22 protein-coding genes are annotated in these 23547 nt (G+C 51.6%); 8 read left to right on the top strand and 14 right to left on the bottom strand.

Features of this window, described 5'->3' with window-relative positions:
- Positions 1–129: 129 nt before the first annotated feature.
- Entirely contained in the window at positions 130–732 is a 603-nt protein-coding gene (locus DPRO_RS09885; protein ID WP_097011889.1) for a DJ-1/PfpI family protein, read from the bottom strand.
- A 1-nt stretch (position 733) separates the two neighbouring features.
- Positions 734–1753: a GlxA family transcriptional regulator gene (locus tag DPRO_RS09880; RefSeq protein WP_232005775.1), complete on the bottom strand. Its 1020-nt coding sequence runs from the start codon at positions 1751–1753 to the stop codon at positions 734–736.
- A 276-nt stretch (positions 1754–2029) separates the two neighbouring features.
- On the opposite strand from DPRO_RS09880, the gene DPRO_RS20015 reads away from it, so the two are divergent.
- The 3 genes from DPRO_RS20015 (at position 2030) to DPRO_RS09865 (ending at position 6203) form a co-directional block, all read left to right on the top strand.
- Positions 2030–2356, top strand: coding sequence for a zinc ribbon domain-containing protein (locus tag DPRO_RS20015; RefSeq protein ID WP_157917435.1), 327 nt, complete (start codon positions 2030–2032; stop codon positions 2354–2356).
- Between the two features lie 1684 nt (positions 2357–4040).
- Entirely contained in the window at positions 4041–4376 is a 336-nt protein-coding gene (locus DPRO_RS20010) for a hypothetical protein (RefSeq protein WP_157917434.1), read from the top strand.
- Between the two features lie 138 nt (positions 4377–4514).
- Positions 4515–6203, top strand: a complete 1689-nt coding sequence (locus tag DPRO_RS09865) for a potassium channel family protein (protein WP_097011886.1) — start codon at positions 4515–4517, stop codon at positions 6201–6203.
- Positions 6204–6790: 587 nt separating this feature from the next.
- Here the strand turns inward: DPRO_RS09865 and DPRO_RS20245 are convergent.
- Positions 6791–7045, bottom strand: a complete 255-nt coding sequence (locus DPRO_RS20245; RefSeq protein ID WP_097011884.1) for a hypothetical protein — start codon at positions 7043–7045, stop codon at positions 6791–6793.
- Positions 7036–7437 carry a hypothetical protein gene (locus DPRO_RS09850; protein WP_157917433.1) on the bottom strand — a complete coding sequence of 134 codons (402 nt, stop codon included), beginning with the start codon at positions 7435–7437 and terminating at the stop codon, positions 7036–7038. Before DPRO_RS09850 ends, DPRO_RS20245 begins: the two co-directional genes overlap by 10 nt.
- A 160-nt stretch (positions 7438–7597) precedes the next feature.
- Here DPRO_RS09850 and DPRO_RS09845 point away from each other — a divergent pair, with 160 nt between their 5' ends.
- On the top strand, positions 7598–8665 hold the full coding sequence (locus DPRO_RS09845) for an IS5 family transposase (protein ID WP_097010253.1): 1068 nt from the start codon (positions 7598–7600) through the stop codon (positions 8663–8665).
- Between the two features lie 144 nt (positions 8666–8809).
- Here DPRO_RS09845 and DPRO_RS09840 read toward each other — a convergent pair whose 3' ends face one another.
- The 5 genes from DPRO_RS09840 to DPRO_RS09820 form a co-directional block, all read right to left on the bottom strand.
- Positions 8810–9010, bottom strand: coding sequence for a hypothetical protein (locus tag DPRO_RS09840; RefSeq protein WP_097011882.1), 201 nt, complete (start codon positions 9008–9010; stop codon positions 8810–8812).
- A gap of 222 nt (positions 9011–9232) precedes the next feature.
- A protein-coding gene (locus DPRO_RS09835) for an IS3 family transposase (RefSeq protein ID WP_456154009.1) occupies positions 9233–10353 on the bottom strand; the annotation gives its coding sequence in 2 pieces (ribosomal slippage) (positions 9233–10075 and positions 10078–10353; 1119 coding nt in all).
- A gap of 10 nt (positions 10354–10363) precedes the next feature.
- Complete coding sequence (locus DPRO_RS09830) at positions 10364–10633, bottom strand: hypothetical protein (RefSeq protein ID WP_197706507.1); 270 nt, start codon at positions 10631–10633, stop codon at positions 10364–10366.
- A 117-nt stretch (positions 10634–10750) separates the two neighbouring features.
- Complete coding sequence (locus tag DPRO_RS09825; protein ID WP_097011881.1) at positions 10751–11287, bottom strand: hypothetical protein; 537 nt, start codon at positions 11285–11287, stop codon at positions 10751–10753.
- Positions 11288–11337: 50 nt separating this feature from the next.
- Positions 11338–11865 (bottom strand): RHS repeat domain-containing protein, encoded by a 528-nt coding sequence (locus DPRO_RS09820; RefSeq protein WP_232005774.1) that lies wholly within the window; start codon positions 11863–11865, stop codon positions 11338–11340.
- Positions 11866–12079: 214 nt separating this feature from the next.
- Here DPRO_RS09820 and DPRO_RS09815 point away from each other — a divergent pair.
- A protein-coding gene (locus tag DPRO_RS09815; protein ID WP_097010279.1) for an IS3 family transposase occupies positions 12080–13242 on the top strand; the annotation gives its coding sequence in 2 pieces (ribosomal slippage) (positions 12080–12352 and positions 12355–13242; 1161 coding nt in all).
- Positions 13243–13427: 185 nt separating this feature from the next.
- Here the strand turns inward: DPRO_RS09815 and DPRO_RS09810 are convergent.
- The gene (locus DPRO_RS09810) at positions 13428–13679 is read right to left on the bottom strand and encodes a hypothetical protein (RefSeq protein WP_197706506.1); all 252 of its coding nucleotides are present in this window, start codon (positions 13677–13679) and stop codon (positions 13428–13430) included.
- A 296-nt stretch (positions 13680–13975) separates the two neighbouring features.
- Between DPRO_RS09810 and DPRO_RS09805 the strand changes: the two genes are divergently transcribed.
- Positions 13976–15117, top strand: a protein-coding gene (locus tag DPRO_RS09805; protein ID WP_097010305.1) for an IS3 family transposase whose coding sequence is annotated in 2 segments (ribosomal slippage) — positions 13976–14237 and positions 14237–15117 — 1143 coding nt in all. Because the reading frame shifts where the segments join, the coding sequence is not laid out codon by codon here.
- A 546-nt stretch (positions 15118–15663) separates the two neighbouring features.
- On the opposite strand, the gene DPRO_RS09800 is transcribed toward DPRO_RS09805, so the two are convergent.
- Complete coding sequence (locus DPRO_RS09800) at positions 15664–16107, bottom strand: hypothetical protein (RefSeq protein ID WP_097011880.1); 444 nt, start codon at positions 16105–16107, stop codon at positions 15664–15666.
- Positions 16108–16332: 225 nt separating this feature from the next.
- Here DPRO_RS09800 and DPRO_RS09795 point away from each other — a divergent pair.
- Positions 16333–17453, top strand: a protein-coding gene (locus DPRO_RS09795; protein WP_407681385.1) for an IS3 family transposase whose coding sequence is annotated in 2 segments (ribosomal slippage) — positions 16333–16608 and positions 16611–17453 — 1119 coding nt in all. Because the reading frame shifts where the segments join, the coding sequence is not laid out codon by codon here.
- 143 nt (positions 17454–17596) lie between these two features.
- Here DPRO_RS09795 and DPRO_RS09790 read toward each other — a convergent pair.
- From DPRO_RS09790 to DPRO_RS09780, 3 genes are all read right to left on the bottom strand, one after another.
- Positions 17597–18925, bottom strand: a complete 1329-nt coding sequence (locus DPRO_RS09790) for an RHS repeat-associated core domain-containing protein (protein WP_097011879.1) — start codon at positions 18923–18925, stop codon at positions 17597–17599.
- A 198-nt stretch (positions 18926–19123) separates the two neighbouring features.
- Complete coding sequence (locus DPRO_RS09785) at positions 19124–20038, bottom strand: universal stress protein (protein WP_097011878.1); 915 nt, start codon at positions 20036–20038, stop codon at positions 19124–19126.
- 30 nt (positions 20039–20068) lie between these two features.
- Positions 20069–20578, bottom strand: a complete 510-nt coding sequence (locus DPRO_RS09780; protein ID WP_097011877.1) for a phosphate-starvation-inducible PsiE family protein — start codon at positions 20576–20578, stop codon at positions 20069–20071.
- Positions 20579–20761: 183 nt separating this feature from the next.
- Here DPRO_RS09780 and DPRO_RS09775 point away from each other — a divergent pair, with 183 nt between their 5' ends.
- Entirely contained in the window at positions 20762–23458 is a 2697-nt protein-coding gene (locus DPRO_RS09775) for a cation-transporting P-type ATPase (RefSeq protein ID WP_097011876.1), read from the top strand.
- The last annotated feature ends 89 nt before the right edge of the window (positions 23459–23547 follow it).

The following is a 23547-nucleotide window of genomic DNA, read 5'->3' as shown; positions in this document are numbered from 1 at the left end:
TCTAAGGGCTACATCGAAAGATGTAGCCCTCTTTTTTTGTGATTCGCCTCACCTCCTGCCTGCATTTAAGAAGCTCATTTACTGCCTGGGCCAGTAAGGAGCCTGCTTAGGCTTTAGAAGGCAGTTCCTTTACACTTCGCTTGTGTATGGAGGGGCTGGATCGTACTGAAGGATTTTCCTGACTAATCGTGCGTGATCTGGAGTGTGAATCTCGCCTACCAGCCATAGGGCCATGTCGATGCCTGCAGATATCCCCTGCGAAGTTACGATATTACCGTCGCGGACATAACGCATGTCGGGCAGTTCCTGAACCTCAGGGTCTTTGGCCAGAGAATCCATAAGCATCCAATGCGTGGTGGCTTTACGTCCTTTAAGCAAGCCCGCCTTTTGTAATATAAGGCCGCCTGTGCACACTCCAGTCATCCAATTAACTTTCTCATACTGCTCACGCACCCAGTCGATAGCCTTGTCATTGCCAAGAGCGTACTCATTAATTTCGGCGGTCCCCGGCAAGAGCAGAACATCGAGTTTGGGAGCATCCTCAAAGCTGTAATCAGGGATCATCTGCAAGCCTCCAACCCCTCTAAGGGGTTTCGTATCCTGCCCGATAGTCACTACCCGACCACCTTTCATCAGTTGGTTTGAGACATCGAAAACCTGGAGCGGCCCAACGAAGTCCAATTCTGCGACCTGATCATAAATGAATATCCCGTATGTAAGACCTGTGGTCATATTATTCTCCTGTTTTAAAATGGGCTCTGTATTGAGCTGGACTGATGCCGAGCCTTCTTTGAAAGGCTCGACGCAACCGCTCCTCACGGCCAAAACCGGATTCGCGTGCAACCAGTTCAAGCCCTTCTGCGCCTGATTCGAGCAGTTCGCGCGCGCGATCAATTCGCAACTGCTCGATGAATCGGCCTGGGCTCATTCCTGTTTCCGACCGAAAAATTCGTGCAAAAGTGCGTGGACTCATGTGTGCCTTTTCAGCCAACTGGTCCACTGTGAGTTTTTGATCCAGGTGGGTTTCAAGCCAATCGATAAGGGGCTTGAAGCGCTTGCTTGCCTTAGCCTGCAAATCAAGCATGGCACTGAACTGGCTCTGATTCCCGGGTCGCTTTCTGTAAAGAAGCAGCAGTCTCGCCACTTCAATAGCTAATGCCGGGCCATAATCGTCCTCCACCATCGCAAGGGCGAGGTCAATCCCAGCTGTGACCCCTGCGCTGGTCGCTACACTGCCGTCCTGTACATAGATGGCATCAGGTTCCAAGTGGATATCTGGGTAGAGTTCTGCCAAACGATCAGTCACCAACCAATGGGTGGTGGCTTTTCGCCCATCCAGAATCCCAGCCGCAGCCAGTAGGAAAGCACCACTGCAAACAGACACTATCCGCTTTGCCCTTCGGGCGGCCCTTCGTATAGCCAAAACATTTGCTGGATCAGTGGATGCTGTTTCGGCGACCATCCCTCCAGGCACCAACAACGTATCGACTTCTTGCATTCCTGGAAGAGCATCAGCATAAAAATTCAACCCAGATAAAGTGGGCACCAGACCAATCTCACTGGCAGAAAATATCAGTTCGTACCCCTCCTGCTCTTTACCATTGCGCGATAGCAATTCGTCAGCAGCGTTAAAGACGTCGAGGGGACCGGTAACATCAAGAGCCACCATGCCTTGATAGAAATAGAATTCCATGCGCTTTTTCATGATGACAAGATAGGAAGGATAACGCCTGGCGGCAATGACAAAAAACACGCATTTTCCGCCAAGGTTGAACTTCAGACCACCGGAGAGACCAGCCAACCGGGATAATGCTGTCTGATAGACTCACCCTCCTTTTGTGCCTTTAGCTCCTAACAGTAAAATCTTACATTCATTGGCAATAGCGGATATAGTCGTTAGAAGGTAATCAATCTTTGGCGAGAATGGGGGCAATGGCAATTAACGCGACCGCCCACATTCTGAAGCTATTTCTCTTTGAAATTTTGTGAAGGACCAACCTCAAAATAAGGGCAAAAAACTAGTCTATTCATGAGTAAAAAAAGTGAGCCAAACAGAAACAAGATCCCACCAATCGGCTGGGTGGAATTAATCGCTGGAGCAATGCTAGTCCTATTTGGAGCAAGCTTGATTAATGACCCTGTAGTGTCATTTAAGGGCGGTGTTGAAGCAGATATCAGTCCATTCAATGTGCCTGCTGCCGCAGTATCCATAGGGATAGGTCTCTACCTGTTGTGGAACTCCATGTCGAAAACTGTTCCCGACGAGACGACTTGTCCGAAGTGCGGAGAAGTTTTTAGTTCGGATGACACATCTGTTGGGAACTGCCCCTCATGCGGTTCGAAACTCAGGAAGTAAATCAAGTCCCATAATGATGTATTAATATGAAATACCCCGAAGACAAACATCATCGGGGTGTTCATATTTGACCGCAAAAGCTGACAGTCTCACCTCAGATCAAGCCGGAAAGCATCCCTGATATAATTGAGGAGCATACTCATTCTTCTTCAATTGGCGGGCGGTTATCCTCAACTTCGTGCAATTTCAACGTGTCGAAATCTTTTGGTCTCAAAAATTGTCTTGAGCTTCTTGGGTTTGTGCGCAGCTTGAAAGAATTTTATCAAGCATCTCAGATTGTTTGATAAAGTGTTTAATCCGGCCGATCACTCTCACGCGGGCAACATGGGTTCAACCCCCTTTGGGGACGCCAGATATTTCAACGGTTACAGTTAGTACTGCAGCCTGTTGTTCTTTTGCGTGTAAAGTTGCGTATAAATTGATGCTAGAAAGCCCCGGAGATTGGTGTTTCCGGGGCTTTTTATCATTTGTCATTGGCTTGGTTTCGGGAGCGAAAGAAGCAAGCGAGTATGGGTATTGCAATTCCCAAAACTAAAATTAGATACGAAACCCATGGATAAACAGGATGTCCCCTGATCTCGTAGTTCTTGGTCCAAATCATGTAGCACCCAATCAGCGTGAACATGATCCCAATTAACCACTCCCAAAACTTTACTCTCATCTACGCTTTCTCCATTCATCATAGGCATAATCGGTCACAGTCCTAGTTGTAAACCCACCGACTCCTGCGCCGGACATTGTTGGTGCGGCTGGAGCGGCAAATGCGGCTCCGGCCGCAGCGGTAGCAGCAGCCCGCCACCCCGGCAAAACTGTTGCTGGAACAGACTTAGTTTATAGTTTTTTTGACCCTGGTCCGCCACCGCAGACCCCTGCTGGAGTGGTTGGAAGCGGAGCCCAAAAAGGCTATGAAGAGCTTGAGGAACAATGGAGGAAACGACGTTGAAAAGAGTTAAATCCTGGGAACTGCTAATGGGTCTTCTCTTCATCTTTATCGGACTGTCTGGAATTGACAGTGACGAGATGTATCGATGGGGAGTGCAAATACTCTATCCGAGACTGTTTGGTGCCGTACTCGTAGCCGTAGGCTTTGGCATTCCCATTGCTGCTTGGTTCCTTAGATCTCCATCTCGCAAGAATAAGGAATAACAGCATGAATAGCCGCTTAGTCACATTGACAAAGCGGCTACCTCATAAGGGCGACAGACCACCCCAGACCCCATGGGCGATGCGGGCGGTGACCCGGATTGGTACGGGTATTGTCTGGATGATCCGGTGAACGGAACTGATCCGTTGGGATTGTTCGGATTTGGGAAGCGGAATGCGTAAAGCATATGGTGGGTATAACGACTGGAGAAAAAGAAGAGAATGCGAATCAAAGTGTCGGAATTGGGCCTAGGTCTAGCGCTCATTGCAGCAGGAATATTTGGTTTGTTAAATGGGACTATGCACCATTACGATGTGCCAATCATATACCCGACATTCTTTGCTTGGGTTCTAATCCTGGCAGGAATAGCCATACCAACTTTAGCTTGGATTCTCCGCTCTCCCTCTCGCAATCGCAAGGAATGACAACCCAATAAATTATCTATAATTTCATGAATATAGACGCCAAGCTATGACCTTTTATGTGATCGAATTTATGGCGACTCTGGTGATGCTGAAGACGGGCAAATGAAGGTGCTGAATGAGTAAGAATGGAATTAAAATAAAATGGATGGCAGTATTGGCCGGGGTTTCCGTAATGCTTTTAAGCATATTCACCCCTCCGGGAACCCCAGCTTATGGAGAACTGCCCGTTTCTGAACATGAAAATTGGGTGTGGGGTGGTTTGGCCTTTTTGCTTATATGGTATGGCATATGGGGACACCGGCTGCGCTATCATGCAAGAAAGGGCCTCAAAATATGCCCGTCATGTCAAAAGCAGTATCCTGAAGCCAGTAATGCCCTCTGCCCATCATGTAATGCCTCTCTTGAGCCCCTGAAGGGGTTTTATGAACGACATCCCGAAATAAAAGATTAGCCTGAAAGAATAATAGCCCCTCCCCTCCGCACGTCCTAAATATGATTTACCTTTTCAGCGCCGGACGGAAATTGTATAAATATCGCCAACATTCTTCATGATCGAACAATGAATCGGTCGTAAACCAGAGCGAGAGCAATGAAATTCATACCTTCCCAGTTGCTGTACTTTTTTCATGACCGTCGTGCGCAACGCAATCTGAATACCCTCATCAGGTTTGTCCTGATTCTGTCATTTTTCATCGCCCTCTACAGCTTCCTGTTCCATGTGATAATGGAAATGGAAGGACAATATTATTCCTGGATTACAGGTTTTTATTGGACGCTGACGGTCATGTCCACGCTCGGCTTCGGCGATATCACCTTCACCTCCGATCTGGGCAAGCTCTTCTCGCTCTGTGTACTCATGTCAGGCATTGTCTTTTTGCTGGTGATGCTGCCGTTCACCTTCATTCAATTTTTCTACGCGCCCTTCCTTGAGGCCCAGAGCAAATCGAGGGCTGCCAGAGAGCTGCCCAAGGATACGACGGGCCACCTGATCATCACCGGCTCCGACAGGATCGCACTCAGCCTTGCGTCGCGAGTCAGGCAGTTCAACTATCAGTATTGCATTCTGGTCGATGAAGTGAACCACGCCCTGGAGCTGGTTGACCAAGGATATAAAGCGGTGGTGGGCGATGCCGACAATCCCGAGACATATTCCCTGCTACGCGCCGATCAGGCGGCCATGGTTGTGCTTTTGAGCGATGACATGAAGAACACCAACGCCGCCTTCACCCTTCGCGAGGTAGCTGCGGATGTGCAGGTCGTGGCCAACGCCGACTCCGAGGAATCCGTCGACATCCTGCAACTGGCAGGGGCAAGCCACGTGCTCCAATTCATGAACATGCTCGGCGAGATGCTTGCACGGCGAACACTGGGAACCGGCACCCGCAGCAACATCATCGGCACCATCAGCCAGCTCAACATAGCCGAAGCGCCTGCTCTGGATACCCCGCTGGTAGGTAAAACAGTCAAGAACTGCGGACTGCGCGACGCCACCGGCATGAATATCGTCGGCCTGTGGGAGCATGGGCATCTGGTCCCTGCCCGCCCCGACACTGTCATCAGCTCAAAAGCCATTATGATTCTGGCTGGAACCGAACAACAGCTGAAGACCTATGACAAGTTTGTTGGCGAGGCACCACCCATGGAAGCCCCTGTGCTCATTCTCGGTGGGGGGCGTGTAGGCCAAGCCGCGGCGGCAGTGCTCGAACAGCGTAATATCGACTACAAGATCGTGGAGAAGAACCCCAAACTCATTTACGACGACATACACTACATTCATGGCAGCGCCTCGGATCTCGACGTGCTGAAGGCCGCCGGCATCGATAGCGCCCCCTCTGTATTCGTCACCACGCACAACGACGATCTGAACATCTACCTGACAATTTACTGCAGGCGGCTTAGGCCGGACATCCAGATCATCAGCCGGGCGACGTTCGACAGAAACATCACCGTCCTGCACAAAGCCGGGGCCGATCTGGTCATGTCGTACGCCACCATGGCCGCCAATACGATCATCAACCTGCTGAGCCCGGGCAAGGTCATGACACTGACCGAGGGGCTGAATATCTTCCGTGTTGAGGTAGGACCTTCCCTTGCAGGCAAAACGCTGCTTGGAAGCAATATTCGCGACGATACAGGCTGCAACGTGATCGCTCTGTCGCGCGGAGAAGAGATGGAGATCAACCCGGACCCAAATGTCAAGCTGACCGAAGGCACCTCGCTGCTTGTCATTGGTGCAGCTGAAGATGAGCGCCGTTTTCTGGATAAATATCAGGCGTAAGGAATACGGTATTCCAGCACTGACTAGGGGGACGAATTGACATATCAACTCATGGCCGCATGACCCCATTCAGTAACCGCTAACAATAAACCGCCTTGCCAATCCGGTAAGGCGGTTCTTTATTTTTCCTTTTCTTGATTGCGTTTGGGTGAACGGAGAAACCAAGCCAGGGGAATTATGGATATGCCCACCCCAGCGCATGTACTAAGTTAGGTATTACAGTAATTTACACAGCTACCCTTTACCTGCCTGCTCCTGGCTTTCTTTAACCGAAACCATCCTTTTACACCTTGAACACCAATAATTGTACCGAGGTTTCGATATTACGAGCAGCACGCCTGGCACGATGAACAAAATAAACCAGAGATACAGAGATCCGGCAAATTTGAAGGACAGCGTCGGGCTTAACTGCAGGCCTGAGAACACTCCAATGATGATGCATAACCATCCGGCGATTCTTTTATCGTGCTTACGCACCTTACTGCTACATTTATCACAGACCATATTATTCCTCATTAGCGCTTCGCATAGCCCGACACGATAGTTTAGACGCGGCACTGCACCTGCACCATCTCTTGGGCAGATGTTTATTGTTTATCTTCTTGATTGCGTTTGGGTGAACGGAGAAACCAGGCCAGAACAGGAATTCCAATTCCCACAAGCAATATCATATATGGAACCCATGGATAAACAGGATGCCCCTTAATTTTGTAATATTCTGTCAGAATCATCGCACTCCCATTGAAAATGAACAGGAGGCTTACCAATAGTTCTCCGATCTTAATCCTCACATTATCTCCCAAATCTATCTTTATGCCGATCGAGTCCAGTCTTAACAGCATATCCTCCTACACCAGCCCAAGACGTAGGCGGTGGCCCAGGATCGAGAGCCCCCGGTAACAAAATCAGCTGTCACCCTTGAACCAACGGCTATTTTCTCAGGATGCTGCATTGCACCCGCCACTGCTCCGGGAGCAGCCTTAACTGCACCGGCTGTACCTGCCGCGCCGACAATACCCGAGTTGATTCCAATCACCTTGCCCATGGCGTCATGAACTCCTTCTGTGGCCGTGGGCTTGTCTTTGCCGTAGTCTTTGTCGGTTTTCTGCCCAACCCAGTCAGCAGCTTTAGCCGCTGTATATGCTCCAGTGCCGCCGATTGCAGTTGCTCCTGCCATGCCTGCAGCAGAGGGGAGAAGAAAAGCAAACAGACCGTTGGGAACATTGGCATTCACCGGCTGCAAAAAAGGGTTCTTAGAAAGCGTCCTTAAGAATCTCTTTGATAAGGATGGGGAATAGCGAAAAGGCAAAAGCTTCGTTTCTCTGATTTCTATCTAATCTGAGACCTCTGCACGGCAAATCCCACACTTTTACTCTTTAACTATTTGATTTATTATGCTATTATTTCTCCATCCAAAGGAGGAAGGCATGGCTATTCGGCAGAAAGGACCTCGGTTGGGTGATTACTTCCTGGGGCACCGCAGAACCAAGACCACATTTCTGGATGAGATCAACGAACTCATCGACTGGCAGCCCATCAACGCCTTTCTGTGCAAGAAGATCAGGCGCAAGGCCAACGCCGTGGGCAATCCCGCCTATCCGCCTCTGGCGATGTTCAAGATTCTGCTCTTGCAGCGTTGGTACAACCTGAGTGATCCGGGCGTGGAGCAGGCGCTGCTCGACCGGCTCTCCTTTGTCAGATTTACCGGTTTTTCCATCGAGGACGACGTGCCGGACGAGACCACCATATGCCGTTTCCGTAACGGTTTGATCCGCCTGAAGGTGCTGGACTCCTTGCTCGACATGCTTAACCGCCAGCTTGAAGGACAAGGGCTTCTTGTCCGTGAGGGAGCCGTGGTGGACGCCTCGGTAGTCGAGTCGCAGCGGCGGCCGCGCAAGGTTATCGACGTGATGCCTGAGGACCGTTCCGAGGACGCCGAAGAACAGGATGGGCCGGTGGACTGCCGGGTCAGCTATTCGGATGACGAGGAGGCGGCCTGGCTCCGCAAGAGAAATCGGGCCTATTACGGCTACAAGCTCCATGCCGCGACGGACAGTCGAGACGGGTTTCTGCTCTGTGGTCACATCACTCCCGCGAACCATTCGGACACGGGCGAATTCGAGCGGCTCGTGAATGGCGTCGGCCTTGATCCCGGCGCACGGGTTTATGCGGACAAGGGCTATTGCAGCGGGAAGAACCGGGACATTCTGTTTGATCGCGATTTGGAGGACGGAACCATGGACAAGACGCCTCGTGGCGGCAGGCTGACAGACTTCGAAAAGACCCGCAACCGTGACATCAGCAGCATTCGGCAAATAGTCGAGCGGGCCTTCGGCACACTCAAACGTGGCTACGCATTCTTTCGGTCCCGATACGTGGGTCGTGAGAAGGTGGAGGGAGAGTTCCACATCCTCGCCATGGCGTTCAATTTGAAAAAAGCTGTTCGACTGGCGCGAGCCTGAAGGGAGAGGTGCGTCCAAAATCCGGCATTTCGGCCAGAAATGGCAGGAAAAGGCCGGGAATGAGCCCAAGCTGGGGTGCGGTCAGAACATCAAATTGGGTGCGGAGCGCAAGGCACGGACGCGAAAAGGGGATGCGCAGAGGTCTCAATCTTTATTGCGTTTTCTTGATCGGATAATGGCGGGTCCCACAAGCCACATAATTCCAACAGTGAAGCAAAGTGTACTGAAAATATCTGGAAATGGAATAGGAACATCATAATGGAATAGTTCCTTTTCTTCCATGCCCATTATTCCTATTCCAATAAAAGTGACTCCCATCACAATTTCTGCCAGTTTGATCTTCATTGATTGTCTTACTTTCGTTGTTTTTGTTTATTATACATCCATTTAAAACTGCGCCTCCCCCCATCCTTTGGACCACTGATCGGCCATTTTAAGGTGGAGTCCTGCGTCCGAGTTTGTGCCTCCGTGGAGGCGGTTCGCCGCAGCCGTTGTGGAGCGTAGCCCGTCCCCGCAGGGGCGGCCCGAAGGGCCGAGGGCGGAGCGGAGCAACGGCTGCGAGCCAAGTCAATGAACATTCAGGTTGCCTCTGTATACGGCAGCGGGAGTTCTTTTGTCCAACGACGAATGTCCGCGCTCTTCGTTGTAATACCGAAAATAGCGCGTAAGCCCATGGTATAGCTCGATTCCATCAGAATACGCCTTGGGGTAAACATCCTCGTATTTCACCGTCCACCACAACCGCTCGATAAATACGTTGTCGATTGCACGGCCTTTGCCGTCCATGCTGATTGCAATGCCCTTGCTCTGCAAAACGCCGGTAAATTCACGGCTCGTGAATTGCGCTCCCTGGTCCGTATTGAACATCTCTGGCGTGGAGATGCGCAATGCCTTGCTCAGTGCGTCCACGCAAAACGAACTGTCCATGGAATTTGACAGTTCCCAAGCCAATACGAATCGGCTCCACCAGTCAATCACTGCCACCAGATACAGAAAGCCGCGCTGCATGGGGATGTAGGTGATGTCAGCACTCCAGACTTGATTCTTTCGCTCAATGGCAACTCCTTTCAGCAGATAAGGAAACACGGGATGCTCCGGGTTGGGGACACTCGTATGCGGCCCTGGAGTAATCGCTTGCAAGCCCATCAGCTGCATCAGTCGCTCAACTCGCTTGTGGTTGATCTGATGGCCTTGTGTCTTCAGCCAATCCGTCATGCGCGGCGAGCCGTAATCCGGCTGACGCAGATACTGCTCGTCGATGAGACGCATCAAGGCCAAGTTCTCATCGGACTCGGCTGCAGGTTTGTAGTAAAACCCCGAGCGGGAAATGCCTGCCAACTTGCATTGCCGCCGGATGGAATACTCCCGATCCGGTTTGATCCACTGGCGGCGTACCTCAAGCGGCAGGCTTACAACTTTTTTTCAAGCCACTTGATATCCATCTTGAGCCGACCGATCTCCTCGAACAAAGGTGCGGTGACCTCCTCCTGGCTCTTGGCTTTCTTGCCACCGGAAAAGATTCCTTCGGCATTTTCAAGGAGCTGCCTTTTCCAGGTGGATATCTGGTTGGGATGCACTTTGTACTCCGCAGCCAACTGCGCCAACGTTTTCACGCCACGGATAGCTTCCAGCGCGACCTTGGCCTTGAACTTATCCGAATGCTTCCGTCTTTTGTTGCTCTTTGTCATACGTCCTTCCTTATCGGTTTAAGGACGCAGATTCCACTTTAACCGGTGGTCCGAATTTCGGGGGAAAGCGCAAACCACTTCCAGCATATCCTGAGAATGAGTTGGAGGGCGGACCTGGATCAAACCAGCCTGAGGCAAAGTCTGCAAACGCCTTCGAGCCTGCCGCAAGCTTTTCAGGATGCTGCATTGCACCCGCCACTGCTCCGGGAGCAGCCTTAGCCGCACCGGCTGTACCTGCCGCGCCGACAATACCCGAATTGACTCCAATCACCTTGCCCATGGCGTCATGAACTCCTTCTGTGGCCGTGGGCTTGTCTTTGCCGTAGTCTTTATCGGCTTTCTGCCCAACCCAGTCAGCAGCTTATTATACTATTCAGGCTCTATTATGCTGCACATGTTATTGGGTAATCCTCATCTTTCCCTCATAGCATCCGCCTCTGTCTGCACTATAGTTGGGTCTAATGCTGCACCTTATTTTGCCTTGGAACTCATTGAGAAAGGTCATGGGGGTGTCCACAGTCAACTCAAGCGACAAGTCTTCTTCAGATCCGGGAAAAGGGAGATCAAAAACCAGGATGGTTATCAAAGACACCCCTCGATAAAGGGTGAAGTTTTTTCGCTCCGCTGGAAACGTCAGCCCCTCCGCGAGAACTTGGCCTTCAGAAATGAATTTATACTTCAGGGCTCCGGGGCCAACAGGTGTATTGTGGTAAAGGTTCTTCTCGGGAACTGCCACATTCAGCTCATAGCAAGTACTAAATTTGTGGTTGAGTGGAATAGAAAGAGTCTCTCCTTTCTTAGTTACATCGAACGGCACATCAACTATGTTTTCGTAAAAACGTTCGTATAAAAAAAAGGATTGAAACCAGTTGGTATTATAAAAATATACGCCTGCGAGGACTATACAAATGAGAATTATTTTGAAATTTTTCATGTATATCTTTTCCAGCCAGGGAAAGGTCTCTCCTGGCTGGGTGTATAGAGTTAATGTTTTTCCGCATTGCGTATAAATCGATAACGTTCACGCAGAGCATCGGCATAATCTTGACAATTATTGGACTCGCCTCCTCCTTTGATCAATTTATACTTTCCCGGATCAAGGCTCTTTTCTGCCTGTCTCATGCGCTTGTCGTCAAAGTGTGTTTCGTCAAGTTTGTATTTTGAGATATCTTGATCTCGTTGAATACCATCCTTAAACAGCCCCACATTATCGTCACTCCCATCTTCGTAGAAGCCATGTTCATGCTTCAATTCGTAATTGCCTTTGTCGGCAGTCGAGCCATCAGTACCTATCCAGTGCCAACTATCAGGCAAGAAATCCAACGGGCGTTTTCCAAACCGGAACAACCCCAACGGGTCAACCCCGTTCACCGGATCATCCAGACAATACCCGTACCAGTCCGGGTCACCGCCTGCGTCGCCCATGGGGTCTGGCGCGGTCCAGCGGCTGGTGAAGGTGTCGTAGTCCCGCCAGCCGAAACGGACAAAACCGAGGTCATGGCTACACAACATGCCCCTTCCTTACATGGTGCTCATGAAGCAGCCACCTTGACTTATTGACAAGGTGGCTGCCTCGTATTGTCATCTTTTTTTATTTCTAGAGGGAGAGCGGAGAATCCAAGCCAATATAGGTATGGCAATTCCCACAAGCAATATCAAAAGAAGTGGCCTCGGAAAACTGGACCACTCGATAAGGTGGACATAAACTGCCCGAAGGAGGCAATTCATGTCCAAGACGAGAAAACGTTTCAGCGCGGAATTCAAAGCCCGAGTCGCCCTGGATGCCCTGTCCGGGGAACACACCCTGTCGGAACTCGCCAGCAAGTACGGCGTACACCCCAATCAGGTTTCCCAGTGGAAGAAGCAGGCCAAGGAAGGGATCGTGGCGTCCTTTTCAGGCAAGGCCGTCGGCCGTCAGGATAACGGGGCCCAGATCAAGGAGCTTCACGCCAAGATTGGCCAGCTCACGGTGGAGAAGGATTTTTTGCAACAAGCCTTCGCCAAAATTTGAGCTGTGAGCGAAGGCGAGAGGTGGTCGACAAGACTCACCCCGAGCTCAGTATCCGGCGGCAATGCCGAATTCTCAAGCTGTACCGATCGACGTACTACTACGAACCGATCGGCGAATCTCCGGCCAACCTGGCCCTTATGCGCCGAATCGATGAGTTGTTTATGGAGCTGCCGTTTTTCGGTTCCAGACAGATGCGTAATACCCTACGAGACGAAGGGCAAAGGGTCGGTCGTGAACGGGTACGACGTCTGATGCGTAAAATGGGCCTGATGGCGATTTACCAAAAGCCAAAGACAAGCCATCCGCATCCGCAACATAAGACGTATCCGTATTTGCTGCGGCACAAGGCGATTACGAAGCCCAATCAGGTTTGGTGTGCCGACATCACGTATATCCCCATGACACGCGGCTTCTTATACCTTGTGGCGGTCATGGACTGGCACAGTCGGGCCGTCCTGTCGTGGAGGCTCTCAAACACGATGGATGCTGATTTCTGCGTGTCTGCCTTGGAAGAAGCCCTGAATCGTTATGGGGTGCCGGAAATCTTCAACACCGACCAGGGATCACAGTTCACCAGCTACGAGTTCACACGGACGCTCAGAGAGGCTGGAATTCGTATCTCCATGGACGGTCGAGGCCGATGGATGGATAATGTGATGATCGAGCGTCTGTGGCGTTCGTTGAAATATGAATGTGCTTACCTGCGTGAGATGGGAACCGGAAGCGAACTGCGGCAAGCCTTGGCTTGGTGGTTCGATTTCTACAACAATCGACGTCCGCATTTTGCTTTTGACGGCAAGAAGCCGATGGAGATATATCAGAACCGTTCCAGGCCAGAGGGGGTACCCCCTCTGGCCTGGAACGAAAGAGCGGCGTAGCTCGTAAACGTGTCCACCTTAAAATCGTCGCTCAGTGGTCCGAAGAACCGAGGCCACTTCTCAAATATGGAACCCATGGATAAACAGGATGCCCCCTAATCTTGTAATATTCTGTCAGAATCATCGCACTCCCATTGAAAATGAACAGGAGGCTTACCAATAGTTCTCCGATCTTAATCCTCACATTATCTCCCAAATCTATCTTTGTGCCAATCGAGTCCAGTCTTAACAGCATATCCTCCTGCACCAGCCCAAGACGTAGGCGGTGGCCCAGGATCGAGAGCCCCGGTAACGAAATCAGCTGTCACCCTTGAACCAACGGCTATTTTCTCAGGATGCTGCATTGCACCCGCCACTGCTCCGGGAGCAGCCTTAGCCGCACCGGCTGTACCTGCCGCGCCGACAATACCCGAGTTGATTCCAATCACCTTGCCCATGGCGTCATGGACTCCTTCTGTGGCCGTGGGCTTGTCTTTGCCGTAGTCTTTGTCGGTTTTCTGCCCAACCCAGTCAGCAGCTTTAGCCGCTGTATATGCTCCAGTGCCTACGATTGCAGTTGCAACCTCGTGTGAAGCGTTACTTGGGCCAATAGGCGGGGGCTACTTCGCATCGAATATTCTGATAGCTAGACAGCTTCAGTATTGGCTCTTCGATGCTCACCTTGTAAAGTCCCCGTAAAGTAGGTCCATTGCCAAGTAGAGACTTCTGGCCCAAAATGGGACAGGAGTTTTGCATGCGTAAATCGAAGTTCAGCGAGTACCAGATCGTCAAGATCCTGAAGGCAGTGGAAGGCGGACGAACTGTCGTCGATGTCTGCCGCGAGCACGGCGTGAGCAGCGCCACGTACTACAAGTGGAAGTCAAAGTATGGCGGCATGGAGGCATCCGATATCCAACGGATGAAGGATCTCGAAACGGAGAACCGTAAGCTCAAGCAGATGTTCGCCGACCTCAGCCTGGAAAACATGGCGCTCAAGGATGTGATCGAAAAAAAACTCTGAGGCCAGTTCAACGCAAGGAATTTGTCATGCACATGGTCAACGCGTTTGAGTTGAGCTTGCGCAAGGCATGCGCGGCCATGGGCATCAGTAGGAGCTACTACGCCTACAAGCCGCATCCGCGGGACGACAGCGATGTCATCGCAGCCTTGACTGAACTGGCCGAGAAAAAGCCTACATGGGGCTTCAGTAAGCTTTTCAACGTCCTTCGACAGCAGGACAAGCCCTGGAACCACAAGAAGGTCTGGAGGGTTTACTGCCTCTTGAAAATGAACCTGAAGCGCAAGGCCAAGAAGCGGCTTCCGCAAGCCTCTCGGACGGCAGTGGCCCAACCGCTTGCGCCAAACTATTGCTGGTCGATAGATTTCATGCGGGACACGCTTTACAGCGGTCGCGTCTTCAGGACTTTCAACGCTGTAGATGATTACAACCGTGAGGCCTTGGCCGTGGAGATCGATACCAATATGCCAGCAGGACGAGTGGTAAGGGTGCTGGATCGGGTAGCCGAAGAGCGTGGCGGCTATCCCGAGAGGTTGCGAATGGACAATGGTCCAGAGTTCTCGGGGACTGTCATGGCGGCCTGGGCCGAATCGCATGGCGTGAATCTGGAGTTCATTCAGCCTGGCAAACCCACCCAGAACTCATACATCGAGCGGTTCAACCGAACCTACAGAGAAGAAGTGCTTGATTTGTACGTGTTCAACAGCCTGAGCGAAGTTCGGGCCATTACGGAGGACTTTATCCGTGAGTACAACGAGGAACGTCCTCATGAATCCCTGGGGAATATGTCGCCGATAAATTTTGCTGCCCAAAGGGCAGGGGGTACCCCCTACCCTCTGGGCAACCCCCCGAAAACTGCCGGGAGTCTCTACCGTTAACTGGCCCTATGAAAGGGGACTTTACAACCTCAAGTGTTACTATTTCGTGTCCTTTGTAAGGAAGTTCAAAAGTAAACAGAACAATCTCGCACCCATTTTTTTCCAAAATACTTATCGGGTGCGAGGGAATTTGTATTGTACGAGACACTAACTTGATACCCTTGGATTCAATTGTGTATCGAATAGAGCCATCCAAATTGGCAAAGTTGTCTAGAGGTATACTTTCACATGGAAAGCTCAGATGAAATCCGTGTTCAACTTCATACGCAGGTGTTAGTTCGGCGCGGACCACAGTCCCCGGTTGAGACACGTCAAAACTACTGGAATAAATTGGCTTATAAAACGAATCACTATTAAACCAAACTGCAAGCTCATTTCTGTGTGAATTAGCCCCAAAAAAAGCAACCAGTATCACGGCTATCAACAAGCCAGCCTTTTTCATTTTTCACCCATGTGGTGGAGCTAAACGCCCCTCTTATCATTTGTACTTGCCCGTTATTGTGGATGGAATATCTATCCAGTCCAAACCAGCGCAAGCCAATCCCATCATATCGAGATTATTTTACAATTCGTTTTCTCTTCAAGATCAGTGGCCAAATCGTTTTCTATGTCGCATACACCTATATAAAAATTCCAGAAATGTGGCCCAAAGAACGCAAAAAGCCGTAGTTTTAGTTTACGATTACTCTTAAATCTTCCACCTGAACTCAAAAACAACAAACGAATCTTGGAAGGATAAACCCGTGACTGTCTCCAAAGATGATGGAAGGTTATCAAGCCACCTTTTCGGGCAACAGGAACAACCACTGCATCGGATAATACCAACACAATAAATGAGAATGATGCCCTTATAAAAAAGAGTTGACCATCCGCATTATATGCATCGTATGCAAAAATAGCCCATATCACTCCTAAAAATAGATACCCAAATTTGTAGAAATAAAAGTCAAAGTAGGAGCTGCCAGTGTTATGAATGTAGTTTTTGTCCATTTATGATCCTGATAAGCCGAAGGACATTAGTCCTTCGGCTGTGTTGTTTTTTTACCAAAGATCTGGGTCATATTCCCGCTGTATTTTAGGCACACGAATTATCTTCGTGTTTTCGTGTTTAATACTCCCGGACCCGACCTTAGTTGGGATATCTGCGCTTTCCCCCGAAATTCGGACCACCGGTTAAGGTGGAGTCAGCGTCCTTAAACCGATAAGGAAGGACGCATGACAAAGAGCAGCAAAAGACGGAAACATTCGGACAAGTTTAAGGCCAAGGTCGCACTTGAGGCGATTCGTGGCGTGAAGACGCTTGCGCAACTGGCTGCGGAGTACAAAGTGCACCCCAATCAGATTTCCACGTGGAAGCGGCAGCTCCTTGAGAATGTCGATGACATCTTTTCCAGTGGCAAGAAAGCCAAAAGCCAGGAGGAGATAACCGCACCGTTATTTGAGGAGATCGGTCGGCTCAAGATGGACATCAAGTGGCTTGAAAAAAAGTTGTAAGCCTGCCGCTTGAGGTGCGCCGCCAGTGGATCAAACCAGATCGGGAGTATTCCATCCGGCGGCAATGCAAGTTGGCAGGCATTTCCCGTTCGGGATTTTACTACAAGCCTGTAGCCGAATCCGATGAAAATTTGGCCCTGATGCGTCTGATCGACGAGCAGTACCTGCGTCAGCCTGATTACGGCTCGCCGCGCATGACAGATTGGCTGAGGACACAAGGGCATCAGGTCAACCACAAGCGGGTTGAGCGACTGATGCAGATGATGGGCTTGCAGGCCATTACTCCAGGGCCGCATACGAGTGTCCCCAACCCGGAGCATCCCGTGTTTCCTTATCTGCTGAAAGGAGTTGCCATTGAACGAAAAAATCAAGTCTGGAGCGCTGATATCACCTACATCCCCATGCAGCGCGGCTTTCTGTACCTGGTGGCAGTGATAGACTGGTGGAGCCGCTTCGTGCTGGCTTGGGAGCTATCGAACTCGATGGATAGTTCTTTCTGCGTGGATGCGCTCAACAAGGCTTTGCGCATCTCTACGCCGGAGGTGTTCAACACGGACCAGGGAGCGCAGTTCACGAGTCGTGAATTTACCGGAGTTCTGCAGAGCAAGGGAATTGCAATCAGCATGGACGGCAAAGGTCGCGCAATCGACAACGTCTTCATTGAGCGGCTGTGGTGGACGGTGAAATATGAGGATATTTACCCCAGGGCGTACTGTGATGGGATCGAGCTATACCATGGGCTTACGCGCTATTTTCGGTACTACAACGAGGAGCGCGGTCATTCGTCGTTGGACAAAAGAACTCCCGCTGACGTATACAGGGGCAACTTGAATGTTCATTGACTTGGCTCGTAGCCGTTGCTCCGCTCCGCCCTCGGCCCTTCGGGCCGCCCCTACGGGGACGGGCTACGCTCCACAACGGCTATGGCGACCCGCCTCCTCGGAGGCACAAACTCGGACGCCGGGCTCCACCTTAAAAAGACCGATCAGTGGTCCAAAGGATGGGGGGAGGCGCAATCTATTTGTTTAAATTTGGGGGAGAATGAAATGTTCATATTTTTCCCCTCATACCCTTTCCCTTTAATATCCTCTAGCCCTCCGCCTACTGAACCAATTGGGGTAGGGATGTTGATGGATCCGCCGATTTTGGTTGATTTGCCGCTCAATTGATCCACGTTCTCAGCGTTGGTTTTTTGATATGTCGCGGTGCCACTCAACCCAAAGTCATTTGTAGTGCCATATTCAGTACTATATTCTATAACACGCTCGCCATTTGCATCTTCCGACAACATAAAGCTACCGCCCCCCGTTAGTCCAAGGCCGGACAGATTAAGCCCCAAGCCTAAACCTCGGGTCTCCAACCCCAACGGGTCAACCCCGTTAACCGGATCATCCAGACAATACCCATACCAGTCCGGGTCACCGCCTGCGTCGCCCATGGGGTCGGGGGCGGTCCAGCGGCTGGTGAAGGTGTCATAGTCCCGCCAGCCGAAACGGACAAAACCGAGGTCCCGGTCGTGCAGCCCACCGGCAAAACCAATGGGGATACGCAAATCCGGATTTGTATCCCTGATAATACCGCCAAACGGGTCGTACAGGATTTCCTTTATCACATTGCCGGACTCGTCTGCAACAGCGCGCAGGGAGCCAATTTGGTCATAATGAAGATACGCTAATGGACCATCTTCACCCTTCAGGGCATATGGTGTGCGTTCGTCACCGTTGTACACAAACGAATACCCTGTTTCACCGTCGTGAAACCCTGCCAGGCGTATCGCATCGAGCCATTGGTATGCCTCTACCGGCGTATTATTGCGGTATTTGGTTTTTCTCTGACCGTTTTCATCATGGTCGAAGGTGAAGATGATTCCGTCATTCTCCTGCTCAGCCTTCAACAGACGGTAGTCCGGTGCATACTGATATGTGGTGTATTGGCCCTTGTGATTCCAGATTGTCCGGAATCCGTTTGCATCGTGCGTATACCCATTGTTGCCAGCCTGCTGGAGTCTGTTGTCCACGGTGTAACCATAGTTTCGCACTTCGCTTCCATGCGTGGCAGGAAAGCTGTCCTGGCTTCGCCTGCCCTGCTTGTCGTACAGGCATCGGCAAACCAGCCGATTATCCAGATGCGCTTCGTGCAACCGCCCTTTCTTGTCGTACCGATACGTCCATTTGACAGCCTTGCCTTTGACTGTTTCGACTTTCTCCACGATTCGACCGGTCCGGTCATGCCTGAGTTGATATGCGTATACCGAGTTCAAAAGAACCTCCCGTTTTTCGTTCCCGGGACAATCCCGGAGAATCCGCACGAGCATAGCTCCGGTTTTCTGCCGAAAATGAATCAGGGCGTTTCAGGGACAAGAACAGGCAAAAAAGGAACAACATATCCTGTTGACATGGTGCCATAAGCACACAGTGAGACTTTGCCTCCCCAACATTGAGCACAAGAAAAGGGCCTGGATGCAAACCCAGGCCCTTCATTACTGTAAAGCGGTTTTATTCTGGCGAAATCCCTATCCACTCACCGGCGAGACAAAGCCGTCCGGCTTGATGGCGAGGATGGAGTTGTCAAGATTGGCCACGATCTTTTCGGCCGTGTTACCAACCAGCAGTCCGGGAATCCCAGTTCGAGCGACACTGCCCATGACCACAACATCCATCTTCTGCTCGGCAGCGTACCGGGGAATAACCTGGGCCGGGCTGCCATGAATGATTTTGGTTTTGGCTGTATCCGGGACGCCTTCGGCTTTGACCAGTGCAGCAAGCTCCTGCTCTGTCTGCTTCTGTTCAAAATCAAGATAGTCGACCTTCTCCTGTTCGCTGAACCGGGGGCTGGACAAAACAGACTCCATATAGCCGGACCAACAGGATATAATGTGCAAATGCCCACGGAGGATGTTGTTAACGTGCATGCCGTGGCGAATGATCTTGGCATTGAGGCGGCGATTCTCGTCCGAGGTGTCCGAAGTATTGACCGCAGCCAGCACCCGCACAGCCCCCTTCCACAGGTCGCCTCGATGAATCCATACCGGACACGGGCTCTTGCGCATGAGATGCATAGCCGTGCTGTCCGGGGGACCGGCGTTTTCCTGTGAAGCGGATATCAGCAGGTCAAATTTTCTTTCATGAACCAGCTTGATGGCTTCGATGAAGTCCTTGCCCCACCGGACCTCTCGGGTGAACGCCTGTGCATCCAACCCGCTGTCACTCAGGGCGTTATCCAGCTGTTCGCCGTAGTTTTCGAGAATGATATTTTGAAGATCCTTGTGATGCGCAGAGAAATAACTGGAAACCGATCTGGACGGTTCTTCAAACACATTCAGAACCGTCAGCTCGGCGTCGGCCTTGCGGCAGAAATCAGCCACATGAGCGACCAGACGCCCATCCACGGTAGACCCAAGATCCAACAATACGTTTTTAAACATCATCACTCCGTTGGGGAAACGTCGTTCCCGCAGTTATGAGTCCTTATCAGGCAAATCACACGGTTCCGCGATGATTCCGACGTCATCACCGCCCTTTGATTCATAGTGTCCCACGAGCCAGTAGCAGATGCCAAGCGCAATGATGACCGCGCCAAGGGCAAAGCCTATCTCATAGTCGTCCACCTTGAAATCCAGCACGATGACCTTTCGTGCCGCAGCCATCAAGGCCGTTGATATGACCAGCTTGAGGTGTATCATCCTGTATTCGAGATATATCACGATGTTCGCAAATATTTCTATGGCAATCAGAACCGCCATGAACGCCCCGAAAGTCGCCAGGATGTCGTTGATATTGAGCAGCATGTAGGGTGCGGTCGTGACGCGCTGGTACAACACCCAGATCACATCAAGAATGCCCCAGACAATGACAAGGGTCATCAACACCGCCAACACGCGGACAGAAAGACGTATCAATGCCCACAGCCGTCTGATCAGGGGGTCGTCCAGAGGCTCTTTGCATAACTTTTTATCAAAGAAAAACATACGCCTTCCAGTTTGGCAGATGGTTGAAAAGATATGACAATACTTACTATAAAGGTATGTCACCCGGACAGATTGTTGTCAATTGAAAGAAGGGACAGCTATTATGACATGTCTTGATCCTTCTTCTGTGGTATGTGTATGATTCCAGTTCACCCAACAAATTTTGTTCGAGAGGATACACACATGGAGACTTTGCTTGATAAGCATTGGCATCAAATAGAAAGTGATGAGGTTTGCAAGCTGCTGAGCGTGCAACCCGATAAAGGCCTTGATGATTTCGAGATAGATCGACGGCAGAAGAACTTCGGTGCGAACGTCATCACCGGCAAAAAAGGAAAGACCGATCTTGAGCGGTTCCTGCTGCAGTTCCACCAACCGCTGGTGTACATTCTCATTGTCGCTGGTATAGTCACCGGCTTCCTGGGCGAATGGGTCGATTCCGGTGTCATCATGGCCGTTGTTCTGGTCAACGCCGTCGTCGGCTATATTCAGGAATCCAAGGCGGTCAAAGCACTTGATTCCCTGTCCGCCAGCATGGGCACCGAAGCCATGGTGCTCCGCTCCGGGCAAAAAATCAGAATCCCGGCGGCAGAGATCGTACCGGGTGATATCGTTCTGCTCCGTTCAGGAGACAAGGTCCCGGCCGACCTCCGTATCGTGTCGGGCAAGGAGCTGCGAATCGACGAATCCACCCTGACCGGCGAATCCCTTCCGGTAGCCAAAAACGAACAGGCCGTGAACCGGGAAACCGTACTTGCGGAGCGTAAAGGCATGGCCTTTGCCGGTACGCTGGTCAGCTACGGGCAGGGCAAGGGCGTTGTTGTCTCCATAGGCAACAAGACGGAGATCGGTCGCATATCGGGCATGATCGATTCAGCCGACGAACTCGACACGCCCCTCACCAAAAAAATTACCCGCTTCAGCCACATGCTCCTGATTGCGATTATGGTGCTGGCCGGTGCCTCCTTTGTTCTCGGCCTGATGCGCTCCGAACCCATCAGCGAGATTTTCATGGCCGCAGTCGCGCTGGCTGTGGGCGCCATCCCCGAAGGCCTCCCGGCAGCCGTGACCATCATTCTGGCGCTGGGTGTTTCCCGCATGGCCGAACGCAAGGCGATCATCCGCAAACTGCCCGCCGTGGAAACCCTTGGCGGCACCACTGTCATTTGTTCGGACAAGACAGGCACCCTCACGGAAAACCAGATGACGGTTCAGGAAATCCGTAGCGGCGGGCATTCGTATATTGTCTCCGGCACCGGTTACAGCAGCGAAGGAAGCGTCACACCGGCTGACGGCAGTCAGGGCGACAACAAGGCGCTCGATGAGTGCCTCCGTGCTGGCCTTCTGTGCAATGACGCAAAGATTTACATGAAAGACGGACGCCCCATGGTGGAAGGCGACCCAACCGAAGGCGCGCTCATTGTCTCGGCTGAAAAGTATGGTTTTAAACATCAGCAGGAGCATGAAGCATTCAAGCGGGTGGATGAACTCCCCTTCGAGTCTGAGTGGCAGTATATGTCCACGCTACATGAGCTGGAAGAAGGCCGGATTGCCTACGTGAAAGGCGCGGTGGAAAAGGTCCTCGGCTGCTGCAAGGAGATGATGCTCCCTTCGGGTGAAGTCGTCGAACTGGACCGTGACACCATCATCGCTGCCCAGCACGAAATGGCCTCCAAGGGATTGAGAGTGCTCGCCTTTGCCAGAAAGAAAGTGCGGGCCAACGAGCAGCTTATCCGTGCCGATGCCTGCATGGGCATGGAATTTGTCGGCTTGCAGGGCATGATCGATCCGCCTCGCGAAGAGGCAAAGGCCGCCATTGCCGCCTGTCAGAATGCCGGAGTCAGGGTCAAGATGATCACCGGCGACCACGCCCTGACAGCAGAAGCCATTGGGCTTCGCCTCGGACTACGGGCCCCCGGCTGTGATATCGGCAAGGACTGCCCGGTAATGACAGGCCGCGAGATAGCGGAACTGAGCGACAAGGAGCTCACCGAAAAAGTATCTGACATTCCCGTCTTCGCTCGCGTATCGCCCGAGCAGAAGCTACGCCTTGTCATGGCCATGCAGAAGAACGGCGATGTCTGCGCCATGACCGGTGACGGCGTCAACGATGCCCCGGCCCTCAAGCAGGCGGATATTGGCGTTGCCATGGGCATCACCGGAACCGAAGTGGCCAAGGAAGCTGCCGACATGGTTCTCACCGACGACAACTTCGCCACCATTCAGGCCGCTGTCGAGGAAGGACGCGGGGTCTTTGCCAACCTCGTGAAGTTCATTGCATGGACGCTACCCACCAACGCGGGTGAAGGACTGGTCATCCTCACGGCCATCCTGTTCGGCGCAACACTGCCCATCCTGCCGGTCCAGATTCTCTGGATCAACATGACAACAGCCGCCTGCCTGGGAATGATGCTCGCCTTTGAACCAAAAGAACCGGGCATCATGGATAGAGATCCACGCGACCCGGACAGGCCCATTCTGGACAAGACCATCCTGCGCCGAATCGGCATCGTCAGTCTCCTGCTGCTGGTCTGCGCATTCGGGTTGTTCAAGTGGGAGCTGATCAACGGTGCGACAGTGGAGAAGGCCCGGACCATGGCCGTGAACGTCTTTGTGGTGCTCGAAGCCTTCTACCTGTTCAACTCACGCTCTTTCAAGCGCTCACCGTTCGAGCTTGGCTTTACCACTAACAAGTGGATACTGGGCGGCTTCACCACCATGATGGTGCTCCAGTTGATATTCACCTATGCCCCGTTCATGAACACCCTCTTTTCCAGCGCGCCCATCAATCTGCTGGACTGGATAAAGATACTGGCGTGCGGACTGGCCGTGTACTTCATCGTCGAATTCGACAAGAAGCGGACATCGTCCGACATATAACAGCAAAACGTCATAGACTTGCCACCATTGTACTCCTGCCCTCGCACCACTAAGTGATGAGGGCGGGAGTACTTCTGACTGAGCGCACG

Origin of the sequence: Pseudodesulfovibrio profundus (genome assembly GCF_900217235.1) — a bacterium.
Taxonomy (GTDB): domain Bacteria; phylum Desulfobacterota; class Desulfovibrionia; order Desulfovibrionales; family Desulfovibrionaceae; genus Pseudodesulfovibrio; species Pseudodesulfovibrio profundus.
The sequence above is the reverse complement of the archived record's forward strand: the minus strand, read 5'-3'. Positions and strand labels throughout refer to the sequence as shown.

Excerpts from the sequence above, each read along its gene's own strand:
- DPRO_RS09885 (WP_097011889.1), bottom strand. The coding sequence starts at position 732 with ATGACCACAGGTCTTACATACGGGATATTCATTTATGATCAGGTCGCA.
- DPRO_RS20015 (WP_157917435.1), top strand. The coding sequence starts at position 2,030 with ATGAGTAAAAAAAGTGAGCCAAACAGAAACAAGATCCCACCAATCGGC.
- DPRO_RS20010 (WP_157917434.1), top strand. The coding sequence starts at position 4,041 with ATGAGTAAGAATGGAATTAAAATAAAATGGATGGCAGTATTGGCCGGG.
- DPRO_RS09865 (WP_097011886.1), top strand. The coding sequence starts at position 4,515 with ATGAAATTCATACCTTCCCAGTTGCTGTACTTTTTTCATGACCGTCGT.
- DPRO_RS20245 (WP_097011884.1), bottom strand. The coding sequence starts at position 7,045 with ATGCTGTTAAGACTGGACTCGATCGGCATAAAGATAGATTTGGGAGAT.
- DPRO_RS09845 (WP_097010253.1), top strand. The coding sequence starts at position 7,598 with ATGCTATTATTTCTCCATCCAAAGGAGGAAGGCATGGCTATTCGGCAG.
- DPRO_RS09840 (WP_097011882.1), bottom strand. The coding sequence starts at position 9,010 with ATGAAGATCAAACTGGCAGAAATTGTGATGGGAGTCACTTTTATTGGA.
- DPRO_RS09830 (WP_197706507.1), bottom strand. The coding sequence starts at position 10,633 with ATGGGCAAGGTGATTGGAGTCAATTCGGGTATTGTCGGCGCGGCAGGT.
- DPRO_RS09825 (WP_097011881.1), bottom strand. The coding sequence starts at position 11,287 with ATGAAAAATTTCAAAATAATTCTCATTTGTATAGTCCTCGCAGGCGTA.
- DPRO_RS09820 (WP_232005774.1), bottom strand. The coding sequence starts at position 11,865 with ATGTTGTGTAGCCATGACCTCGGTTTTGTCCGTTTCGGCTGGCGGGAC.
- DPRO_RS09810 (WP_197706506.1), bottom strand. The coding sequence starts at position 13,679 with ATGGGCAAGGTGATTGGAATCAACTCGGGTATTGTCGGCGCGGCAGGT.
- DPRO_RS09800 (WP_097011880.1), bottom strand. The coding sequence starts at position 16,107 with ATGGACAAAAACTACATTCATAACACTGGCAGCTCCTACTTTGACTTT.
- DPRO_RS09790 (WP_097011879.1), bottom strand. The coding sequence starts at position 18,925 with ATGCTCGTGCGGATTCTCCGGGATTGTCCCGGGAACGAAAAACGGGAG.
- DPRO_RS09785 (WP_097011878.1), bottom strand. The coding sequence starts at position 20,038 with ATGATGTTTAAAAACGTATTGTTGGATCTTGGGTCTACCGTGGATGGG.
- DPRO_RS09780 (WP_097011877.1), bottom strand. The coding sequence starts at position 20,578 with ATGTTTTTCTTTGATAAAAAGTTATGCAAAGAGCCTCTGGACGACCCC.
- DPRO_RS09775 (WP_097011876.1), top strand. The coding sequence starts at position 20,762 with ATGGAGACTTTGCTTGATAAGCATTGGCATCAAATAGAAAGTGATGAG.